This is a genomic window from Paenibacillus senegalensis JC66 (assembly GCF_000285515.1).
Lineage (GTDB): Bacteria > Bacillota > Bacilli > Paenibacillales > NBRC-103111 > Paenibacillus_L > Paenibacillus_L senegalensis.
In genome coordinates this window covers 597552-618384 of record NZ_HE610959.1, presented here as the reverse complement: position 1 = coordinate 618384, position 20833 = coordinate 597552, and the positions used below count along the sequence as shown (strand labels likewise).

At 47.7% G+C, this 20833-nt stretch carries 19 protein-coding genes; 14 read left to right on the top strand and 5 right to left on the bottom strand.

The window, feature by feature from the left end; all coding sequences use genetic code 11:
* Window positions 1-298: 298 nt before the first annotated feature.
* The gene (locus tag PSHG_RS14915; protein ID WP_010274149.1) at window positions 299-1504 is read right to left on the bottom strand and encodes a glycoside hydrolase family 10 protein; all 1206 of its coding nucleotides are present in this window, start codon (window positions 1502-1504) and stop codon (window positions 299-301) included.
* A 295-nt stretch (window positions 1505-1799) separates the two neighbouring features.
* On the opposite strand from PSHG_RS14915, the gene PSHG_RS14910 reads away from it, so the two are divergent.
* The 4 genes from PSHG_RS14910 to PSHG_RS14895 all read left to right on the top strand — a co-directional run bounded on the left by PSHG_RS14910 (window position 1800) and on the right by PSHG_RS14895 (window position 6593).
* Complete coding sequence (locus tag PSHG_RS14910; RefSeq protein ID WP_010274148.1) at window positions 1800-2756, top strand: ABC transporter permease; 957 nt, start codon at window positions 1800-1802, stop codon at window positions 2754-2756.
* 60 nt (window positions 2757-2816) lie between these two features.
* Window positions 2817-3764 (top strand): carbohydrate ABC transporter permease, encoded by a 948-nt coding sequence (locus tag PSHG_RS14905; RefSeq protein WP_010274145.1) that lies wholly within the window; start codon window positions 2817-2819, stop codon window positions 3762-3764.
* A 154-nt stretch (window positions 3765-3918) separates the two neighbouring features.
* Entirely contained in the window at window positions 3919-5457 is a 1539-nt protein-coding gene (locus PSHG_RS14900) for an extracellular solute-binding protein (RefSeq protein WP_010274143.1), read from the top strand.
* Between the two features lie 263 nt (window positions 5458-5720).
* Complete coding sequence (locus PSHG_RS14895) at window positions 5721-6593, top strand: cation diffusion facilitator family transporter (protein WP_010274141.1); 873 nt, start codon at window positions 5721-5723, stop codon at window positions 6591-6593.
* 159 nt (window positions 6594-6752) lie between these two features.
* On the opposite strand, the gene PSHG_RS27730 is transcribed toward PSHG_RS14895, so the two are convergent.
* A complete protein-coding gene (locus PSHG_RS27730) occupies window positions 6753-8813 on the bottom strand; it encodes a sulfatase-like hydrolase/transferase (protein WP_010274139.1) in 2061 nt (686 codons plus the stop codon).
* Between the two features lie 283 nt (window positions 8814-9096).
* Between PSHG_RS27730 and PSHG_RS14885 the strand changes: the two genes are divergently transcribed.
* From PSHG_RS14885 to PSHG_RS14870, 4 genes are all read left to right on the top strand, one after another.
* A complete protein-coding gene (locus tag PSHG_RS14885) occupies window positions 9097-9819 on the top strand; it encodes a FadR/GntR family transcriptional regulator (protein WP_010274137.1) in 723 nt (240 codons plus the stop codon).
* A gap of 125 nt (window positions 9820-9944) precedes the next feature.
* On the top strand, window positions 9945-10682 hold the full coding sequence (locus PSHG_RS14880) for a (Fe-S)-binding protein (RefSeq protein ID WP_010274135.1): 738 nt from the start codon (window positions 9945-9947) through the stop codon (window positions 10680-10682).
* Window positions 10683-10686: 4 nt separating this feature from the next.
* A complete protein-coding gene (locus PSHG_RS14875; RefSeq protein ID WP_052310070.1) occupies window positions 10687-12228 on the top strand; it encodes a LutB/LldF family L-lactate oxidation iron-sulfur protein in 1542 nt (513 codons plus the stop codon).
* 1 nt (window position 12229) lies between these two features.
* Window positions 12230-13138 (top strand): LutC/YkgG family protein, encoded by a 909-nt coding sequence (locus PSHG_RS14870; RefSeq protein WP_010274130.1) that lies wholly within the window; start codon window positions 12230-12232, stop codon window positions 13136-13138.
* Here the strand turns inward: PSHG_RS14870 and PSHG_RS14865 are convergent, their stop codons facing one another.
* Both PSHG_RS14865 and PSHG_RS14860 read right to left on the bottom strand, forming a co-directional pair.
* Entirely contained in the window at window positions 13139-13330 is a 192-nt protein-coding gene (locus tag PSHG_RS14865) for a hypothetical protein (RefSeq protein WP_010274129.1), read from the bottom strand.
* A 130-nt stretch (window positions 13331-13460) separates the two neighbouring features.
* Window positions 13461-14306 (bottom strand): sugar phosphate isomerase/epimerase family protein, encoded by an 846-nt coding sequence (locus PSHG_RS14860; RefSeq protein ID WP_010274126.1) that lies wholly within the window; start codon window positions 14304-14306, stop codon window positions 13461-13463.
* Window positions 14307-14630: 324 nt separating this feature from the next.
* Between PSHG_RS14860 and PSHG_RS14855 the strand changes: the two genes are divergently transcribed.
* Window positions 14631-15188: a DJ-1/PfpI family protein gene (locus PSHG_RS14855; protein ID WP_010274125.1), complete on the top strand. Its 558-nt coding sequence runs from the start codon at window positions 14631-14633 to the stop codon at window positions 15186-15188.
* 519 nt (window positions 15189-15707) lie between these two features.
* Here PSHG_RS14855 and PSHG_RS14845 read toward each other — a convergent pair.
* Entirely contained in the window at window positions 15708-16049 is a 342-nt protein-coding gene (locus tag PSHG_RS14845) for a hypothetical protein (protein WP_010274122.1), read from the bottom strand.
* A gap of 344 nt (window positions 16050-16393) precedes the next feature.
* Between PSHG_RS14845 and PSHG_RS30575 the strand changes: the two genes are divergently transcribed.
* The 5 genes from PSHG_RS30575 to PSHG_RS27720 all read left to right on the top strand — a co-directional run bounded on the left by PSHG_RS30575 (window position 16394) and on the right by PSHG_RS27720 (window position 20821).
* The gene (locus PSHG_RS30575) at window positions 16394-16546 is read left to right on the top strand and encodes a hypothetical protein (RefSeq protein WP_157213456.1); all 153 of its coding nucleotides are present in this window, start codon (window positions 16394-16396) and stop codon (window positions 16544-16546) included.
* Window positions 16547-16820: 274 nt separating this feature from the next.
* The gene (locus PSHG_RS14835; RefSeq protein WP_010274120.1) at window positions 16821-17312 is read left to right on the top strand and encodes a dihydrofolate reductase; all 492 of its coding nucleotides are present in this window, start codon (window positions 16821-16823) and stop codon (window positions 17310-17312) included.
* A gap of 178 nt (window positions 17313-17490) precedes the next feature.
* On the top strand, window positions 17491-17697 hold the full coding sequence (locus PSHG_RS27725) for a hypothetical protein (RefSeq protein WP_010274117.1): 207 nt from the start codon (window positions 17491-17493) through the stop codon (window positions 17695-17697).
* Window positions 17698-17976: 279 nt separating this feature from the next.
* Window positions 17977-19650, top strand: coding sequence for a spore germination protein (locus PSHG_RS14825; RefSeq protein WP_010274116.1), 1674 nt, complete (start codon window positions 17977-17979; stop codon window positions 19648-19650).
* Window positions 19601-20821, top strand: a complete 1221-nt coding sequence (locus tag PSHG_RS27720) for a GerAB/ArcD/ProY family transporter (RefSeq protein WP_010274114.1) — start codon at window positions 19601-19603, stop codon at window positions 20819-20821. The genes PSHG_RS14825 and PSHG_RS27720 overlap by 50 nt, the downstream gene beginning before the upstream one ends.
* Window positions 20822-20833 lie beyond the last annotated feature (12 nt).

Below are 20833 nucleotides of genomic sequence, written 5' to 3'. Positions count from 1 at the left end.
GGAACTCCGCGCAGCCCTCGATTCCCGCCAAACCAGGCTATTTTCATGCAGGAGTTGTGTTTGAGCTTTCAATGACATGGCTGTATTCGCATAGATTTCGCCTCGGTTCCCGCTGCAGAGGCGATTGTGTTCGATGATTCCAATGGCGTGACTGTTTTCGCTTTGATATTATAAGAATTTTGATATTCCAGAAATTTTGAAATTACAGCATTCTCCGGATTTACTTTTCTTAGTTATCGGGCTGAACTCTTCCACTTCTTCAAAACAGCCCTTTATATACTTCCCAGTGCCGTTCGTCTTAGATCAACTCTCTCCAACCGTCGTAAGAAAAGAAGGAGAGTCCGCGAGCGCCGGCTGATTTTGCTTCCTGCTTATACAGCTCCAAGTCGGACCGTTCTATCGGAAACTCCGCTGAACGCAATAGCCCCGCGTAAACTGGAACTTTGGCGGCGGATTGAACAACCTGGCTCTGGGTGATCTTGCCGAAGCTTGATGGTTTGAGCCAATAATTCATTGGACAAACAAAATCAAGCAAACCTTCCTGCGCCCATTCCCACCAGGCTTGAGCGAAATGCTCGTAGACGCTGCCCGCAACTAGCGGCTCCTCTCTTAACTCATTGCCATAGGGGGCATTGTACCAAACCGCTGCGGATAATTGTTTAGCCGGGTCATGCTCCCTCATTGCTTCTCTAATTGCTCGGACGGTATCGGAAATCAAGGAGGCCCTGAATTGCAGCCAGGGCTCCTTGGCATGGTCCTGCAGCCATTTAGCTATAGCCGGGGTATCCTGCAAGCTTACCGGTATGTCCACTCCCGATGACTGCTGGAACAAGGATAGACAACGGGAGCAATAGCAGTATGTATAGGTTCGCTGCAGAACAAGTTCACGGCCGATAGGCGGGTCCTGGAATGCTCTGTTGACTTCTCCAATAAAGAATGTCGCGGTACTCCCGTCAGCAGTTTGCAACCGGATAGGCTCGCCCGGCTTAAGCAATGAATTCCAGTGACCGCCATTTCGAATGTCCACTTTTAATTCCGACTGATAGTAATAGAAGCGAATAAAATCCAAATGAATCCCGGCCAATCCGGGGAATTGCTCCACTATATCCCGACAGGCCGCGGAAATAGTGGGAACCGTTAATGGATGCGATGGATCCGGCAAAAATAGCTTGCCCAGCGGGGGCTCATCCCAGTTGGCTACGCCATGCTGGTCTATGCAGTAGCAATCGCGGTCCTGCAGCAGCAGGTCGCTTCTTGATTCCACCCGCTGAACGAGGGTAGTGATCATGGCGTGAATCTCCAGCCCCTGTGCGCCACAGCTATCAATCAATGCCCGAATTTCCTCTGCATTCTCTATTCGCAGGCGGGCATGTAGAGGCAGGTGCAGCAGCACCTTGCTAATCCGGTTTCTTTCACACCATGCGGCTAGATTGGATAATTGTTCCGGATTCCACTCCCTTTTGCCCATATAAAGCCAAACCGCATTTTCCATTTCCTCCAGCATACTGATTCCTCCTATAATAGCCTCGTTAGTAGAGCGCCTCTTCTTACGTTTTAAGTTCCCCTGCCTTTACCATTCATTATAGATAAGTGCGGGGAAGTCTCAACCTCTCCACCTGACAAGTACCGCAAATAGTAATCAAAGTACTACAAAAAGTAATCGATGTCCGCTATAAACAACCGCCGAATCCGAGTAAACTGTAATCCATAAGGAGTTGGCTTCCTTTTTCCTGAACGATTATGGAGAATATTTTTACTTTTGCAGCCGACCCAACATCCGTCAGAACAGGGGGAATCCTATGAAATCTACTCCGCTTAAGCCACTAACACCGGTTTCCCGCAAGGGGTATTGGAGCAAATTAAGAGCCGATGTTGTGAAAGATTGGGATCTTTACGTAGCATTAATGCCGGGACTTATTTTCTTGCTCATTTTTAAATACACTCCGATGTATGGCATTATCATTGCTTTTAAGGACTTTAATATTTTTCAGGGGTTTGCTGCTAGTCCTTGGGTAGGGCTGGCTAACTTTGAAAGATTGTTTTCGTCCCCAGCCTTCTTCAATGTATTTAAAAATACGCTCTTAATTTCGATTTACAAAATTGTGTTTTTGTTCCCGCTCCCAATCATTGTGGCGATCCTGATGAACGAGCTAAGGAACATGATTTTCAAGCGCACGATTCAAACCATTGTGTATCTGCCTCATTTTTTGTCTTGGGTTATTGTAAGCGGTTTATTCCTTGATTTACTCTCTACCAATGGCGGTTTGATTAACCGCATGATTGCAGCTTTGGGCGGGGAACCGATCGCATTCTTTATGAACCAGGAAATCTTTCGTTCCGTTCTAATTACGTCTGCAGGCTGGAAAGAAGTCGGCTGGAACACGATTGTTTATCTGGCCGCGCTGGCCGGCATCGATCCTCAGCTGTATGAAGCCGCCAAGATCGATGGAGCTAACAAATTCAAGCAAATCATCCATATTACGTTGCCAGGATTAACTCCAATCATCCTGCTGATGTTCATTCTTCGCTTAGGGAATATTTTGGAGGCCGGTACCGAGCAAATTCTTGTTATGTACAATCCGATGGTCTATAGTGTTGCGGATGTTATTGGGACTTATGTATACCGGATAGGACTGGGAGAGCAGGATTACAGTTTCTCCACGGCAGTCGGCTTATTCGATTCCGTGATCGGCTTCTTTTTGATTATTACCGGAAACGCTTTGGCCCGCAAATATTTGCAGCGTGGAATCTGGTAACCGCTAACGAATGTAGATATTGGTTGACAAGAAATAGACAAAGAAAGGGGCGTGGGCCAATTGAGCAAAGCAGGGGCAGATACAGAACAGACTAAACGATCAGGCGGGAAAAAAACCTCAAATCTGATCAAGCTTACTCCGGGGGAGAGGATATTCTCAGGATTTAACTACTTCCTGTTTCTGCTGTTCGGGGTGGTAACAATCTTCCCCTTCCTTAATCTGATTGCGAAGTCGCTCAGTAGTGAAGCGGCCGTTATCTCTGGGATGGTGACCTTATATCCGATAGATATTCAGTGGGGAACCTACAAATATGTGCTGAAAGACTCTTTATTTTTAAATTCCTTCCGGGTTTCCGTCTTTATTACAGTGGTAGGAACAGCCTTGTCATTGTTTATGACAGCGCTTGCTGCGTATCCTTTGTCCAAGCCGAGATTGCGGGGAAGAAAATACTTTATTCTAATTTATATTTTTACAATGCTGTTTAGCGGAGGCTTGATCCCTACTTATTTGCTTATGCATAATCTCGGTTTGATTAACAAGCTGCCAGTGCTTTTCCTTCCCGCCATGATTAATGTTTTCAATATGCTCATTATTAAAAACTATTTCGAAAGCCTTCCGGACAGTCTGGAGGAATCGGCCAAAATCGACGGTGCCAGCAATATGCGGATCTTGTTCAAAATTACGCTGCCGTTATCGAAACCCGTTTTCGCGACAATCGCCCTTTTCTATGCCGTTCAGTTCTGGAACGATTACTTCATGTCCATGATTTACATTAACAGCGCCAGTAAAAAGCCTATGCAGCTATATTTGAAAGAACTGCTTGTATCGGCCAGCGATGCGTTTATAAGCGGGGATAATCTCGGCAACATTGATGCGGCGATGAACGCTACTCCGCAAGCCATCCAAGCAGCATCTATCTTGCTTGCTACCATTCCGATTTTGCTTGTTTATCCCTTCCTGCAGAAATATTTCGTCAAAGGGGTGCTGATCGGATCGGTTAAAGGCTAGAACATAAAGACCTTAAGGAATGATCTTATGAGAGGCGGTGATGCGCGTCAACCAGTAAGCGGCTTTATGGTAGCAGGTGTACAACAAACGGCTTACGTGACATGAGCGGAAATCTCAGTTTCAAGCCGGATAAAGAAAAGGGAGGTTAAATCCAATGAAACATTTCATGTCCATGCACCGCAAAAAAACGGTTGTGTTATCAACAGCTGCATTAACACTGCTCATATCCGCTTGTAGTGGGGGATCGCAGCCAACATCCTCGCCTTCGGCCAGCCCGTCATCCTCGCCATCGCCTAGCGCTTCGAACGGAGCCCAAGTTGAAGAAAAGCCGGTGCTTCGTCAGTTGATGCCTTATGGAAGATTTGAAGCGGACAAAGAACCGGTTGCCATTTTCCTCGAAGAGCAAACAGGCTATAAAGTCGAGTATGAAATGCTGCCGGCCGAGCAGCCGGATGAAAAGCTTAATTTATTGATGGCCAATAAGGAGCCTTATGATTTTATGAAGATAGGCAGAAATCAGTTTGCCAAGCTGGTTACTTCCGGAGCCCTGGAGCCTTTGAACGATTTGCTTGATCAGTATGGACATAATTTGAGAGCTGCGATCGCTGAAGAATCCTGGCAAGCAGCGACGATTGACGGCAAAATTTATGCCATTCCCGAAACCGGCGGGGGGATTACGATCGGAACATCGCTTGTCGTCCGGAAAGACTGGATGGATGAGCTGAATTTGGAAATCCCGACGAATACGGCAGAATTAAAGGAAGTACTGCGCGAGCTGAAAGCGAAGAAAAATGTTATCCCGCTGACAATGATGGGCAGCCTGGAGTCGGTATATCCTGAAATTGCCGGTACCTTCGGACTGACCACGGATTGGGTAGAGCAGGACGGCCAGCTTGTGCACAGTGTAGAAACAGATGCTGCCAAGAACTATCTCGCTTATATGGCTGAGCTCTACAGTGAAGGCTTGGTTGACTCCGAATTAGGTATCAATACTTCGGCCAAAGCGATAGAGAAATTCACAAGCGGCCAGGCAGCCATGTACCGCTTGGCCTGGTGGGATGCGGAAGCAGTTGTGGAAGCATTGAAGAAGAATTTCCCGGAAGCCGAAATTGCTATTATTCCTTATCTGAAGAATGATCAAGGTGAAATTAATCTTGCCGGTTCGGCCGGAGCAAACTTCTATACCGTTATTCCTTCGTTTGCTAAAAACAAAGAGCACGCGATGCAGTATTTGGATATGAAGCTGCAGGAGGACATTTTCAAAGGCCTTGCGATCGGGATGGAGGGCGAGCACTTTGAGTTCAAGGATGACAAATACTACCCTCTCAATCCTAAATTCAACGACGAATGGAACAATGCGAGCTCCTTTATGACCGGGGTTGATGAGAGGGTCTACCCGACATACTGGCAAGCGCGTGTACGTAAAAACATTCATGTCCAAACCTATTTTGAGACTTATCAGGAAAATGCGGGAGACAATATTCATACAGATCCGCTCGCCTTTGCGCCGCCCATCGAGAATGTATCCAAAAATGTACAGAAGCTGAAGCAATTAAAGGATGATAACTTTATCAACTTTATTAGCAATGTAAAGCCATTGAGCGAATATGACAGCTTCATCCGGGAATGGAAAGCACAAGGCGGAGAAGAAATGACTACAGCTGCCAATGAATGGTACACGGCAAACAAGTAAATGAACTAGGAGATATAACAAATAAGAAGGAGCACTGCCCGATTCGGCCTTGGCTGATATCCGGTGGTGCTTTTCCCTTTATTTCGGTTAATTGCCATAAGGAAAAACAGTTAGCCGGGTTCATCCGTCTTTCGACGAGGCAACTTCTTTTGCTGAGCCTTAGTTTTAGGAAGGGGGACAAAACTGTTTCTCTAGACCCACACGATATCAATAGGGTAACATAGTTGAGGTAGCTTAAGGAACGTAACGGAGGGGTCAGAGCAGTGGTGGATTATGAGAACATTAAGCAGGGGGAGAAGGGCGCCTGGCTTAGTATTATCTCTTACCTAGTGTTGGCGGCAGTAAAATTGACGATTGGCTATATGGCATATTCTGAGGCGCTAATGGCGGATGGCTTTAACAATACAACGGATATTGTTGCCTGTATCGCCGTATTGATCGGCTTGAAAATTTCTCGCAGGCCCCCGGACTCCGACCATCCTTACGGGCATTTCCGCGCGGAAACGATAGCCAGCCTGATCGCCTCCTTCATTATGGCAGCGGTCGGCCTGCAGGTGCTTGTTCAGGCGGTCCGCAGCACATTTTTTGGCGGAGAAGCCGAAGCGCCTAATATGCTGGCTGCATGGGTCGCGCTGGGCGGTGCGCTGGTCATGTTTTTTGTTTACCGATATAACTTGAACCTCTCCCGTAAAATCAACAGTGGAGCTTTGAACGCCGCTGCTCAGGACAATAAATCCGATGCGCTCGTCAGCATAGGAGCCTTTGTCGGCATTATCGGCGCACAATTTGGCCTGATTTGGCTGGATCCGCTAGCCGCAGCCGCAGTAGGTGTAGTGATTTTAAAAACCGCCTGGGATATTTTCCGTGAAGCGTCGCATACGTTAACGGACGGCTTCCATGAGCATGATCTGAAGGAATACAAAAAAACGGTGCGGGGAACTCCCGGGGTTCTCTCCATTAAGGAGATCAAAGCACGCAAGCACGGCAACAACATTCTGGTCGATGTGATCGTGCTGGTCAATAAACATCTAAATGTAGTGGAGAGTCATGACATAACGGAAGAAATTGAGCGCCGTATGGAGGAGAGTCATAACATTCGTTATGTGCATGTCCATATAGAACCTAAAGATTCTTGAGGCGCAGTCAAAGTATCCATATTAAAAGTGCAAAAAGCAAGTAAGCGAGCTTCGGGGGACTAGCCCACCTCAGCCGCCTTACTTGCTTTATTGTTAGTGCCTGTGCGTTAACCGGGAAGATCAACAAGATCTCCATCGTGATTAGCTGCAAAAGGCCGCCTATTCATCCAACTCTAACGTAAGCTTATTCGTCTCGGTAATGGTCACATTTTTCGTATCGATCACTCTTACGTCGAATTGCTTGGTACGGCTGCGGTTATACTGACTTGCAGGGAGAGTGGCCGTTAATGTCTCATGATCGATAAAGGTTGTCTCCAGCGCTTGATTATCCAGGTATACATTTGCCTCCGGGACAAAGTTCTGCCCTTCTAGCTTAACGACCATCTCCTCGTCTTCAGGTGAAGATTGTGAGGTTATGCTGTCCACTGCCATAGGGCCGAAACCCAGTACATAATTAGGGTTAATGATCTGATCCTTATAACCGTTGTACCCGTATTGATTGCCGAAAAGAATATCATACTGCAGGAGCTCATAAGCTTTCATTTCCGCCTGGAACTCGCCCGATTCCGCACCGGGCAGCTGCGGTGTCTTTTCATAGAACGAGTACAAAAAGTCTGTGTAGTAATTTCCTTCTTTTCCGATCATATGAAGCAAATATGCTGGCAGGAAAGAAGCGTTGAGCTTATCCACTTCGATTTCATAATCACTTAAATAGTTGTTCCAAATCAGGAAAGGGGTGCTGTACAGCTTGTCCCAGGTATCAGGATCTCCGTCCTTGATGAAGTTGCCTTCCCTAAAGGCCAAGTAATCATCGCCAAGCACCGGTAAATGGTCACCGAAGATCAGGATCAAGGTTGGTTCTCCGCTTTCTGTATAATACTCCACGAGCTTTTTCAGCATTTGATCTCCGGAGTGAATTCCTTGAGCCAGCGTTTCCAGATAGCCTTTCGCTTCATCAGATAAATTGGCGCCTTCCACTTTAAAGTCATTCCCGCCGAATTTCCACGGATCAAACGGATAGTGATTCTCCATGGTTTTTGCAAAAATAAAGCTTGGCGAGTCGGCTTGTTCCGTCTCTCTAATAATGACGTTGGCCAGCTCATCGTCCGCTAGAAACGGACCGCTGTAAACCGGATTAAAATATTCACTGCTGACAAAACGGGAGAAGCCCATGTTCTTATAGACGGTGCTGGCGTTGAAAAACCAGTTGTGATAAGTGTTAATGGCAATCGGCTCATAGCCTTGCCGCCCCAGAATACTGGCAAGGGAATCGACCGGACCGTTAATGTACTGAATGAACGGAAGAGAACCTTGAGCATGAAAGCGCATCGTATTGCCCGTCAAGATTTCGTATTCCACATTTGCTGTTCCGCCTCCAAAGGAAGGGGTTCGCATCCAGCCGTGAGTGTACTCCTCCTGAAGGCTGTGATAGAACGGGATCGGGTCTTCATTGAAGCGGACATCCTCCATAATGGTCGGATCCCAAAACGCTTCCCAGAGAATCACGATAACGTTAGGATCAACCGGGTTCAACTCGGTTTTGCTTTCAGTATTGGCAATAATTTGCTCAATCATCGCACGGTTGTATTCCGTGGGCTCGTCTATAAAGATCAGCTTCATGTTTTCAACAGACGTCAGCATAAACCCGTTTTGCAGATAACTTGACGCTTGATCCCATGTAATAAAGCGAACATCTAGCTTTTGTTTAAGCGGAAAAGGCTTGTCTGTATAAATGCCGGTAATAATTAGAACCGTAAGAAGCGCAAATACTCCACGAGTAATCCAATTGAACTTAAAGTTGAAGTGAGGGAGCTTGTGCACCATGAGATAGCTGCCGAGCAAAAATACGGCAAAGGCACCCAGTGTCTTCCAATCGAGAATGCTGGATACGTAAGGGAGCACATTCGTGGCCTCACTGCTTAAAAATAAATCCCAAGGCAAAATCGGAACGCCCATAATCTTGAATTTGATGCCGCTGGCGATCGCAAGAATCAGCAAAATAACCCCGATGAGCCAATACCCCCAGCGAGTGCGCCCGGTGATGGCGATTCCTAAGAGAAGAAAGCTTAAAACAATTAAAAAATTTAAAAATAGAACATTAAAATCCAGCAGCCAGGTCAAGGTGCCAGTGGCACTGCTGCGGTTAAAATACTCTACGAATGCAACGAGCCATAAGGCAAGCAGCAGCAATGGGTAGAGCGCTTTTGAAAATTTAGCCATAAATTTGATCAAACTCCTTGATGAACTGTAACTCCGAAGAGTTATGCAAAAAACTGCTCATATCTAAAATTCAGACATACAAACCATTATACCACGAGTAGATGACTCATTTTCAAATTTCCCATCTTTTTTCAGCAAAACCAACAAATTATGCAGAGCTTGCGGGATTTCGCCTGAGGGGTTGCTACTTGCTTGTAAATGGGCGATAATTTGAAAAAACAGCAAGCATTTTGGCGATAATTCTAAAAAAACAGCCAGCATTTTATAGGAAAGAGTGAATGAGATGGCGTTTCGTCGACTTACGCATTTAAAAATATATGAAGTAATTGCAGATCAGATTAAAGAACAGATTCTTGAGGGAAAGCTGCAGCCCGGGACTAAGCTTCCATCTACGAGGGAGCTATCAGAAAGCTATGGCGTAGGCCGCTCTACCGTTCGTGAGGCGTTGAGCGCCCTGAAAGCAATGGGGCTGGTTGAAATCCGCCAAGGGGAGGGCAGCTACATAAGACGACTCGAGGCAGATGATTTGCCGATGCCGGGGCTGGAGTCCTTTTTGTTGACAAAGGAAACGGTGCTGGAGCTCTTGGAAGCGCGGCAAGCGCTGGAGGCGGCTAACGCCGCCTTGGCTGCAGTCAAGCGAACAGAGGAAGATTTGCAGCAGCTCAAAGCCATTCTGGATGAAATGGAGCAATATCTGGGCGAGGAGCAGCAGGGTGAAAAGTATGATCTGCTGTTTCATATGACTTTGGCAAGAGCGACCCATAATCCGATTATGGTGCGGCTTTTGGAGACGATTTCCGGACAGGTGGAGCTTGCAATAAGACAGACCCGAAGGCTGCAGCTGTATTCCAAAACGCCGGCTGCGACAAGGCTGTGGCTTGAGCACAAACAGATTTACGAAGCGGTGCAAAAGCAGGATGCGGAACTGGCTCAGCATCAAATGAAACTGCATTTGTACTATGTAGAGCAGGTGTTAGTACGGCATCTCCCGGATACGTCCGCATAACGGACCGATATTTTTTATTTATTTTGAAATCAATTTTTTAAAAAGCAGTTTTCAACGATCAACTTATCTGATAACCTGATAAGTAGAAGTAAGCGGTTTATTTTAGAAGAGTATAGGAGGTCCATATGCGAGTATCCTTGTTCATTACATGCTTAGCAGACCAATTGTATCCGCAAGTAGGAGAAAGTGTCGTTCGTTTATTGCATCGCTACGGCTGTGAAGTCGATTTTCCGGAAGGTCAGACCTGCTGTGGACAGCCGGCCTTTAACAGCGGCTATCAGGATGAAGCGAGAGAAGTGGCCAAATCGTGGATACGCGCTTTTGAGCACAGCGATTATGTAGTATCTCCTTCCGGTTCATGTACAGGAATGATCCATCACTACTATCCCCACTTATTCGCTAATGATCCGGAATGGCAGCCTAAAGCAGAAGCTCTGGTCGAGAAAACGTATGAATTTTCTCAATTTGTAGTGAATGTTCTTGGGATACGGGAATTGGAAGCTCATTTTGCGGCCAAAGTAACCTACCATCCGTCCTGCCATGCTATGAGATTATTAGGGATCAGGCAAGAGCCGCTGCAGCTGCTTTGCGGGGTGGAGGGAGTTCAGCTTGCAGATTTGCCTCACAAGGAGGACTGCTGCGGGTTTGGCGGAACTTTCGCAGTTAAGATGGGAGATATGTCTGAAGCGATGGTTGCCGAAAAAGCCAAGCATGTCACCGACACCGGTGCGGAGGTTCTCGTAGGCACTGACATGGGGTGTTTAATGAATATCGGCGGCAGGCTGCAAAAGGAAGGGCGGAACGTAACCATTATGCACCTGGCCGAGTTACTGGAAAGAGGGGTGAAAAACCGTGAGCGTTAACAAAATGCAGGCGGCAGGCTCCGGCGAGGCGGGCCCGGGCAAACCCCGCCAGCCCGAAGAGCAGCTGATCGGCAGCGGGTTAGACAAGCGGACGAAAGCCGCCTTGGGCGATCCGTTTTTGCGGCAGGCGGTAGCCTATACGACCGACAAATTAAGAGCAGGCAGATATGCTGCTGCAGAACAATTGGGAGACTGGGAGGAATGGCGGGAGAGAGGAAGAGCCATCCGCGAGCATACGATTCAGCATCTCGACTATTATTTACAGCAGTTTTCCGATAATGTGGCCGAAGCGGGCGGGCATGTTCACTTTTGTCAGAATGCGGAAGCAGCGGTCAAGGTCTTTCTAGAAATCGCCAAAGCTCACCGGGCTACCTTGGTGGCCAAAGGCAAGTCGATGGTATCTGAAGAAATACATCTGAATGAGCGTTTGCAGCAAGAAGGCATAGCCGCGATTGAGACGGATCTTGGAGAGTATATTCTGCAGCTGGCCGGTGAAACCCCGTCACATCTGATCATTCCCGCGATTCATAAAAACAAGCAGCAAATCGCCGAGCTGTTCAGCAATGACGCCGGGCAGCCGCTTGCTCCCGAGACGAAGACATTGGCGGCGTATGCCAGGCAAAAGCTGCGCCAGTACTTTCTGGAAGCGGACATTGGACTTACCGGCTGTAATTTTGCCGTGGCGGAATCCGGCTCGATTACGCTTGTCTCCAATGAAGGTAATGGCCGGATGGTGTCCACGCTTCCCAAAGTGCACGTGGTCGTAATGGGCATGGAGCGTCTCGTCCCCACTTTTGATGATCTGGAAGTGATGCTGAATTTGCTGGCCCGAAGCGCAACCGGCCAGAAGCTTACAGTGTACACCTCCATGCTGACGGGGCCGCGAGGGGCCATGGATCAGGACGGACCGGAGGAGCTCCATGTGATCGTGCTCGATAATGGCCGCTCCGCGCAGCTTGGTGATCCTCAATTCCAGGAGGTCCTGCATTGCATCCGCTGCGCGGCCTGCCTTAACGTCTGCCCCGTATACCGCCATATTGGCGGGCACGCTTACGGTTCCGTTTACAGCGGGCCGATAGGAGCGGTACTGACGCCTCTTATTCAGCAGGATATGAAGGAAGCCGGACAGCTGGCCTATGCTTCAAGCCTGTGCGGAGCCTGCTATGAAGCTTGCCCGGTGAAAATCCCGCTGCACGATATGCTGGTTCACCTGCGTCACCGCAAGGTAAAGCTTAAGCTCACGTCACTTGCGGAGAGGATGGCGTTCAAAACTTATCAAACCACATTCGGGCAGGTCAGGCTGTATAAGATGGCTACAAAAGCGGCGTATTATTTGCAGCAGCCTTTCGGCAGCCAAGGTGTCATTCGCAGAGGTCCCGGGCCAATAGCCGCTTGGACCCAATCCCGCTATTTTCCGATGAAGCCGAAGCTGGCGTTTCGCGAGCGCTGGCAGGCGCTGCAGCAGGAATTGAAAGAAAGCCAACGACACCCGTTGTCTGACAAGTCAGCCGATAATAACAAATCCGGGAAGAAAGAGGTGAAGTAGATTGGGCAGACAGCTATTTGAGGAACGCATTCATGGCCGGGAAGCTTTTATCGGACGTTTGGCTGGAAAGCTGGGCAGAAACAGGGTCTTAACTGAGGCTCCGCCGCATCCCTTCCGCGGAGTTCCAGAGTCCTACAAAAGCCTGGCTTACAGCCGGGAGGAGAAGCTGGATATGTTCATTCAGCAATGGAAAGCTCTGAACGGCGAGGTATGGACGGCGGAAAAGGCTGAGGCGCCCAATTTACTGGCTTCGGCTCTGAGACAAGTGACCGAAATTAACCAGGTAACTAAAGCGGTTTGCTGGGATGATGCAAGGCTGTGGGCGCTGGGTACAGACAAAGTGCTGGAGCAAGCAGGAGTGGAGCTGACTCGCTGGCAGGCGAGAGCTTCTTCGCCAGCCAGCTCCGATAGCGAATCGGAAGATTCAACAGCTGACGGTGGGGAGCTGCATGCTGAGGAGAGTCACATCGATAACATCAGCTGCAAAGCGGAGACCATCTCTGCCTCTCCTACGCAGCCTGTGCTGCAGCCGCCTATGCCTTATCAGCAGGCTTCCCGCTGGTCACAGCGCAGTGCATTGCTCAAGCAGGCGGAGCAATGCCAGCTCGGAATCATATGGCCTGATTATGCAATAGCGGGTTCCGGCACCTTGGCGCTCATGTCGCATAAAAATCATGGCAGGTCCGTCAGTCTGCTCACCCAGGTTTTGTTCGCAATATTCGAAGCGGATCAGATCGTCGGCCGTATGGGCGAGGTATTCGCAAATATGGCCAACGAATATCCGGGAATGAAGCGGCTGCCATCGTCTATCAATTTGATTACCGGACCAAGCCGCAGCGCCGATATAGAGAATGATCTCACGATTGGGGTTCACGGCCCGGGCAAAGTTTGCGCTTTTATATTGACTTAACTAAAAGCATAATCCACTTCTTTGCACCGTGCGCTGGGAGCTGCGCACGGTGTTTCGCTGCAGGCCGTGATCTTTGTTGATATATGCTAGCTGTACCAAAGAGGAGAAGCAATAATCGGCCTTAACCATCCGTTGACCCAAATTAGGGATTTGAAAAATGTAACGCTCGCCATCGTCCTTATTTTGCTTCAAGATGCGGTTTTCCCACCTAGTTGTCACAAATAAGAGCGAGGAGAAGCGTTAGAAATGAAATCACGGTCTTTTTTGCCAAATAAGAGCTATGGCGAGCGTTAAAAAGAACTGACGGGTACTCCCCAAATCACTAAAGTCCCGCCTCACCGAATACTTTGCTGAAGGCCGCTTCAGAACGCTTAAGCAGCTCTTCACTGGTTGCCTTAGGGGGCTCTGGAGTTAAAATTTCCTGGGAAACGGCTCCTTGGTACCCGGTTTGCTTAACCGCCTTGAGGAAGGCTGGCAAATCAATAACCCCCTCACCCGGATACACACGGTCATTGTCGAGAACTTCGGCGATGGGTACATCGGGAGCGTCATTAATATGAACATGGGCAATTTGCTCTGCACTGAGAGAGCGGATGTCCGCCTCGCTTAATCCGTTGGTATACCAATGATAGCTATCGAGCAGCAGCCCGACATTCGGCTCATTAATGGCCTGTATCCACTCGAGGGTAGCGTCCATTTCCCATAGAAAAGGATGCTTCCATTTTGTCCGCAAATGATGCGGGCCTACAAATTCCAATGCCAACTTAATGCCATACGGGGCGAGAATTTGGGCGATAATCCTTAATCTGCGGGTCGCCTGGGCCATAAAACGCACCGGGTCCCGATCCGTTGAAGGTAAAATATACGTTCCGCATGACCGGCAGCCGAGAGAAGAAGCAACGGCCGCTTGTTGAGATAATGCGGGGAGGCCGCTAATAAACTGCTCCTCACTTTCTCTCCATTGTACCGAAAGAGAGATTGAGCCAATACGAATGTTGTTTTGCTCCAAGAATGCGGCAGCCTTTTCTGCTCCTTTAGCGGATACCCATTCAACCAGTTCACCGGCATCCGGATCGATAGCTTGGAAGTGATGGCGGGAAGCTGCCTCAATCCATTGTTCAATGTTTCCGATATCTCCTAACCCCGCGCGGGTTAATCCTTTCAGCATTTCTTATCCACCCCTGTTCATAGTAATTCCTGGTCATTAGTCATTTCAATTGCAGCTCCTAGTCTTAAACCATTTCAATTGTGTCCCTAGTCTTCCTTTGTCTTAAACCGTTTCAATTGTGTCCCTAGTCTTCCTTTGTCTTAAACCGTTTCAATAGTAGTCCCTGGTCATAATCATTCGATATAAATAGCCGGATTCCTGTTCTATTCTTGAAACTTAGGCGTATCCCTTTTTCTGGGATTGGGGGATATGCTACAATAAGACCAGCGTGATGCGCTAGAGTTTACCAATTTGGCACCGTCCATCAAAAAAGGAGTGATTTCCATGTCCAAATCTGTACTTATTGTTACCGGAGATGCTGTAGAAGCGCTGGAGGTGTATTACCCGTATTACCGTCTCCTCGAAGCGGGAATTGAAGCTCATATTGCTTCCCCAAGCAAGAAGGTGCTCAATACTGTCGTTCATGACTTTGTTGGCTGGGATACGTACACGGAAAAACAAGGGTATCAATTGGAATCGCATCTGGGATTCGATCAGGTGGAGCCGGAGAAGTATGACGGGTTAATCATTCCTGGTGGACGTGCTCCGGAATATATTCGTCTGGACAAGCATTTTCCTGCAATTCTGGAGCACTTTTTTAAAGCAAATAAACCGGTCGGAGCTATTTGTCATGCCGCTCTTGCCCTGCATGCATTAGCGGACAAAAGCTATTTCAGCGGGCGTACACTGTCAGCTTATACAGCTTGTAAATATGACGTTGAAAGCCTGGGCGCAGCTTTTACAGAGGAAACCTTGCATGTAGACGGCAACATTGTTTCCGGACATGCGTGGCCGGATCTGCCCGGATTTATGAGAGAATTTTTGAAATTGCTGGGTAATTGACAAATTTGAGCAAATGGGTGCAACCATTCAAGTCACTCCTAGAGCGGTAGCAGCCGAGTTCCCGTCTGAGAAGCGCTCTGGATTCTAGGATAAGTGATGTCACATCACAAGTTTCCACTCCCGGCCGCAACTCATGTCTCCCGCCAATTCGCGAGTCATGTCTCCTGCCTATTTTCATGTAAGCTTTTTCTCAATTTTATGGATGAAATGGCGGAGCCAGTCATATATATAGGACAAGTATGGCTACAAGGCGGGAAGGAGTGTTCCAATGGTTATTTTGGTGCTACTCTGTTTCGGGCTGCTATTGATCATCGATAGAGTTTGCCTGCTGATTTCTTCAGCGTTGGAAAAAGACTCTTACGAGTATGATTGTCAGCATTTGTGGACGGACTATGGCCAATTCCCTTTAGAAGTGTCAAGTGAATAAAAAGCTCCGGTCACGCTTGATAGCGCGGGCCGGAGCTTTTTTGCCGGTTTAGAAACTTACGCAAAGCCAGTATAGCTGGCAAAGGCCGCCTGTTAGTTCATAAGCTGCTCTATCACCTTGGCTGCCATATCCTGAAGTGCTTTCTCATGGACTCTGACTTTATGGGATTCTTCTTGAATGAAATATTCATAGGTCAGCTTGCCCGGTACATTCTCGGATATGGGCATGGGCACAGTCATTGCCTCATCCACTCTTTCCTTCAAATGCTGTAATTCCTTTTGCACACGCTCTTCAATGTGTTTGAATGCTTCCGTATAAATAGCAGGAAAATGTAACTGCTGCAGGGCTTCGCCATCTTGCTTAAGCTTCTGACTGGTGAATTCAAGGATAATGTAATCTTTGATCCATTGCTGTTGTTCGGGTGTCGGATTCATGCCTAATCCTCCTTTTATCTTTTTCACGGAATCGGCCTGAGCGCTGCATTCTCTATTATTGCAGCGTAACTTGAAAGAATCAAACCTGCTCTATACACTATTTCGCAAGATTAGAGCTATTTCCTTCCCGGGTACGATAAATTTTGCTTCTGACTCTGCTGTTTTCATGGGACGCCCTGCCTGGCTGTGAATTTGTGACAATGTTTTGAATTTCCGATGGATATTTGAAAGTCGCTTGCGATTAATGTGATTTTTATCACAGAAACGCCGGGCCGGCTTTTTTATACTTAAATCATCACCGGAATCATTTCTTGACAAGGATGGTGAGGAAGATAAAAGCAGAAGTGAATAAGCCAAGCAAGGATCAGCAGTTTAGCGGTTTTGGCTGGATTTTATTTCTAATCACGGCCACTCTTAGTGCTCCGCTGCTCTATTTTATCATCCAGCTGATGCTGGGCAATGAACGTTTATTTTTAGAGCAGGGACTGCACTACTAACGGATCGCCACCCCTATCCATCTCTTTCCTATAGATGGAATTCTTGAGCTCCCACAACTTGTGGGAGTTTTTTTGCCGTGCGGCAGGGTTATTGTTTATAAGTAGCGCAGTTTTTTGCCTGTAAATAGTATTTTATTATCCGTAAATAGTATTTTCTAATCTGCTAATAGTATAGAGGGAAAACTCCTTCAAGCAGCCAGGTGCCTTGCTGTACTTCTGAGACTTCGGTACACTAGGGACGAACCTCTATTTTTGAGTCAAAGGAAGTGTAGTCATGCCACGTTGGACCCTGATTGCGGCTATGGATAAAAATCAATTGATAGGCAAGGATAACGATATGCCGTGGAGCCTGCCTAAGGATCTTGCTTATTTTATGAGAACGACACTCGGTTATCCCGTTGTCTCGGGGAGAAAGAACTTTGAAGCCATGAAAGGACCTCTCCGGGGCAGAAGAAATATTGTGCTAACGCGAAATCAAGATTATAAATGCGAGGGAGCGGAGGTAGTCCATTCCAAGGATGAAGCTATCACTCTGTTGAATTCGGAGGAGGAAGTATTCATTATTGGGGGCGCAGAGATTTACAAAATGTTTATGCCCGATGCGGACAGGCTTCTTCTCACCCTGATTGACCATGAGTTTGAAGGGGATACCTATTTTCCGGAAATTGATCACAGCGTTTGGGAAATGACGGAGTCTGTTCCTGGAGTTACGGATGAAAAAAATCCATACCGCTATGAATTTACGGTCTGGGCCCGCAAGGAATAAAACAGCAAGCTCCCGCTTTTTTGTTTTTCGTTCGGATAGCTGACGGAGCTTTCTTTGCTTTAACTGCATCGTATTCCTTCCATAGTTGGAGAAAAGCCCGTAACGGCTTGTATAAAGCATTAGGTTTGACTTATGCTATAGATTAGATATAGCTACGATGGAATGGAGGAGCAGCACTATGAGTCGCCCGAACGATCCCTATCATCCTCAAACCCGTACCAAAAATGTATATCTCGCCTGGGGAATCGCCATAGGCATCATTTTAGGCAGTGTTGGCGGTGTAATTGCCGACAATCTGGGCAGAGGCTTGACAATAGGAATTCCCGTAGGCTTTTTGGCAGGCTTGATTCTCGGAGCTGCCCGCAGCCGCAAAAAACCGTCTTAGGTCCCATCCTTTCAGGAGATCTTTGAGGAGGTAAAAAACTAATGTCTGCTGGTTGGTTGTGCTGCGGAACATTCTTCCGGATTATGCTTCCGGCCTAACCCCCCGCAAATGAACGATATGCCGATCAGATCAAGGGCTAAACACTAAGCGTGAATATCAGCTTTAAAGAGGACAAGAACCCGAATAACGCGGGCTTGTCCTCTTTTTTTAGTTTCATAAAAAGGAAACAACAGGAACATAATACCCTTAACACTTAAAAATCAAATGGAGGAATAAGGAGTGAGCCGTAAGCCAGGAGAACGATCCAATCTGTTTGCCAAATGGGTCACCAAACGCCAGCAGCGTCATCAAAGAGTGATTGATGCTTACTCTAACCAAAAGCTTGCAGACGCCGATAATCGCTCTCTATATCGTGAGCTGGATCGCAATCTCGAGATAATCCGTCATTCTATAGGAAAGAGCGATGATCTGGTAATCCGGGATTTTCAAATCAAGGGAAACCCGAACCTGAAAGCCGCTTTAATCTATATTGATGGATTGGTCAATGCTGATTCCGCTGGCCACTTCATTTTACGTGCTTCCATGTTTGAGCTGCGTCTTCCGGATGAATTAACGGATCAGGAGCAAGAGATGGACCTGAGTCTGCAGATCAAGAACTACGGATTGCCTTCCGGCGAGGTAGACAAAGGGACAACATTCCAGGAAGTTTACAAATGTGTTTTGTCCGGAGATTCCGCATTGCTGCTGGATAATTCTGCAACTTCTCTGCTAATCAATACCAAGGGGTGGGACCGGAGAGGGGTAGAAGAGCCGCAGACGGAGTCCGTAGTAAGGGGGCCGCGGGACGGATTTACGGAAACCCTCCGCACCAACTCCGCATTAATCCGGCTTCGTCTGAAGGATCCCGATCTTCGCTTTAAGAACCTGATGGTGGGCAGGCGGTCCAACACGAATGTTGCTGTTATGTATATTGAAAATTTGGCTGACCAATCCATTGTCGATCAGGTGGTGGAGCGAATCCGCGGCATCGACATTGACGGAGCCTTGGAGAGCGGATATATCGAGCAGTTTATCGAAGACAATCACTGGACGCCATTCCCTCTCATCCAGAACACGGAGCGGCCGGACAAAGCCACAGCAAACCTGCTGGAAGGCAAGGTCATTATTCTTGTAGACGGAACTCCATTCGTGCTGATTGCCCCTGCTATATTCTCGCAGTTTTATCAAAGCCCGGAGGATTACTACGAGCGTGTCTTAATCGGAACCTTAATTCGGGGAGTGCGGATCATCAGTATGGCTATGGCTCTGCTGCTGCCTTCTCTCTACATCGCTTTTTCGTCCTATCACCCCGAAATGATACCTTCCCGGCTAGTGTTTGCGATGGCTGCCGGAAGATCCACCGTTCCTTTTCCATCGATTGTTGAGGCTTTCTTGATGGAGGTAGCAATGGAAATATTGCGGGAAGCGAGTGTGAGGCTGCCTGGACCAATTGGCCAAACGATTGGAATCGTTGGCGCGCTGGTTGTCGGACAAGCAGCTGTGCAGGCCGGTATCGTAAGCCCCATTATGGTCATTATCGTTGCTCTGACGACCATCGGCTCCTTTGCCTCGCCGAGCTACAGTGCAGCTATCGCCCTTAGAATGCTGCGTTTTCCGATGATGCTGGCCGCTGGCGTGTTCGGCTTGTACGGGATCATGCTGCTTTTAATCGTACTGATCATTCATTTATGCTCACTCAAATCTTTTGGCGTTCCTTATATGGCTCCCTTTGCGCCTATGCATTTGAAAGATCTGAAAGACACAATTATTCGCGCACCCCTTTACCGTATGAAACAAAGGCCGATTTCCTTTCAACCCGCGAACAGGAAAAGGGAGGGGGCCGATCAGGCTGGAGTGAACTCAAATGGAAAAGCAGCGGAACAATCTGGACGGGACGACTCCACCCAATCATGAGTCGAAATCGCCGAAGTTTGCCTTCAATGAAGTGCAAAACTCCTCAATCTTGGCCAGTACAGCGATTGGTGTAGGAGTACTCACTTTGCCGCGTACAGCAGTAGAAGGGGGAATCAATGAGGCCGGTTGGCTCACTCCGATTTGGGGAGGCTTATTTTCAATCCTTGCTTTGTATTTTATTAGCAAGCTAACGCTGCGGTTCCAGGGAGAAAGCATTACCGAATACCTTCCGCGAATTATAGGGAGTGAACGCTATCCATGGATAGGACGGGTGTTGTCCTTTCCGGTATCGCTCATCATCATCCTGTTGTGGCTGCTAGTATCCGGAATCGCAGCAAGAATATTCGGCGAAGTGGTATCAACCATGCTGCTTCCTAGAACACCGCTTGAAGTGATCATTATATTAATCCTGCTCGTTTCTTATATGTTCGTTACTCACGATATAGAGGTGTTGGCACGTGTTAACGAATTTATGCTTATTCTTATTTTGTTTCCCGTGCTTATCATTTCCTTATCATCGTTTAAAAGCGCAAAGCTCGATCATCTGCTGCCGCTCTTTGACGTAGATTGGGGCCTAATCCTCAAAGCCACGCTTGGTTCTGCGACCAGCTATATCGGTATTGAATTACTGTTAGCTTTTTCTGACCGCCTTACGCCCCGGCCTTCCAAGCTGGTAAAATACAACATATTCGGTGTATCCATCCCGATATTTACGTATACCTTAATCACGGTAGCGGGTATTTCCGTTTTTGGCGTACATGAATTGAATTTATTAACCTGGCCGACGCTAGAGCTGGTTAAAACTATCGACGTGCCGGGAGCGGTTCTGGAAAGAGTGGAGTCTCTATTTCTGGCGGTTTGGGTGTTTGCCGTGTTTACTACAGTAGGTAATTATTACTTTGCCTCCGTTACTACCGTAATGAAGGTTTTTAAAGTTAGCAGCCAACGCTGGGTCGGCCTCCTGCTGCTTCCTTTCATATACTCTATTTCCATGAGCATCCCGAACTTGAAGAGGCTGTTCGAATTCCAGGCCATGATAGGCAGAACGGTAGGCTTGTTTTTCTTTATTCTCCCTATAATTCTTTTGTTCATTGCTGTTATCCGAGGCAAGAAGATCACCGTGCACCCGGACGAAGCATCAAGTCAGCAATTTGACCAGTCCAAGGACTAGCATTCATAAGAA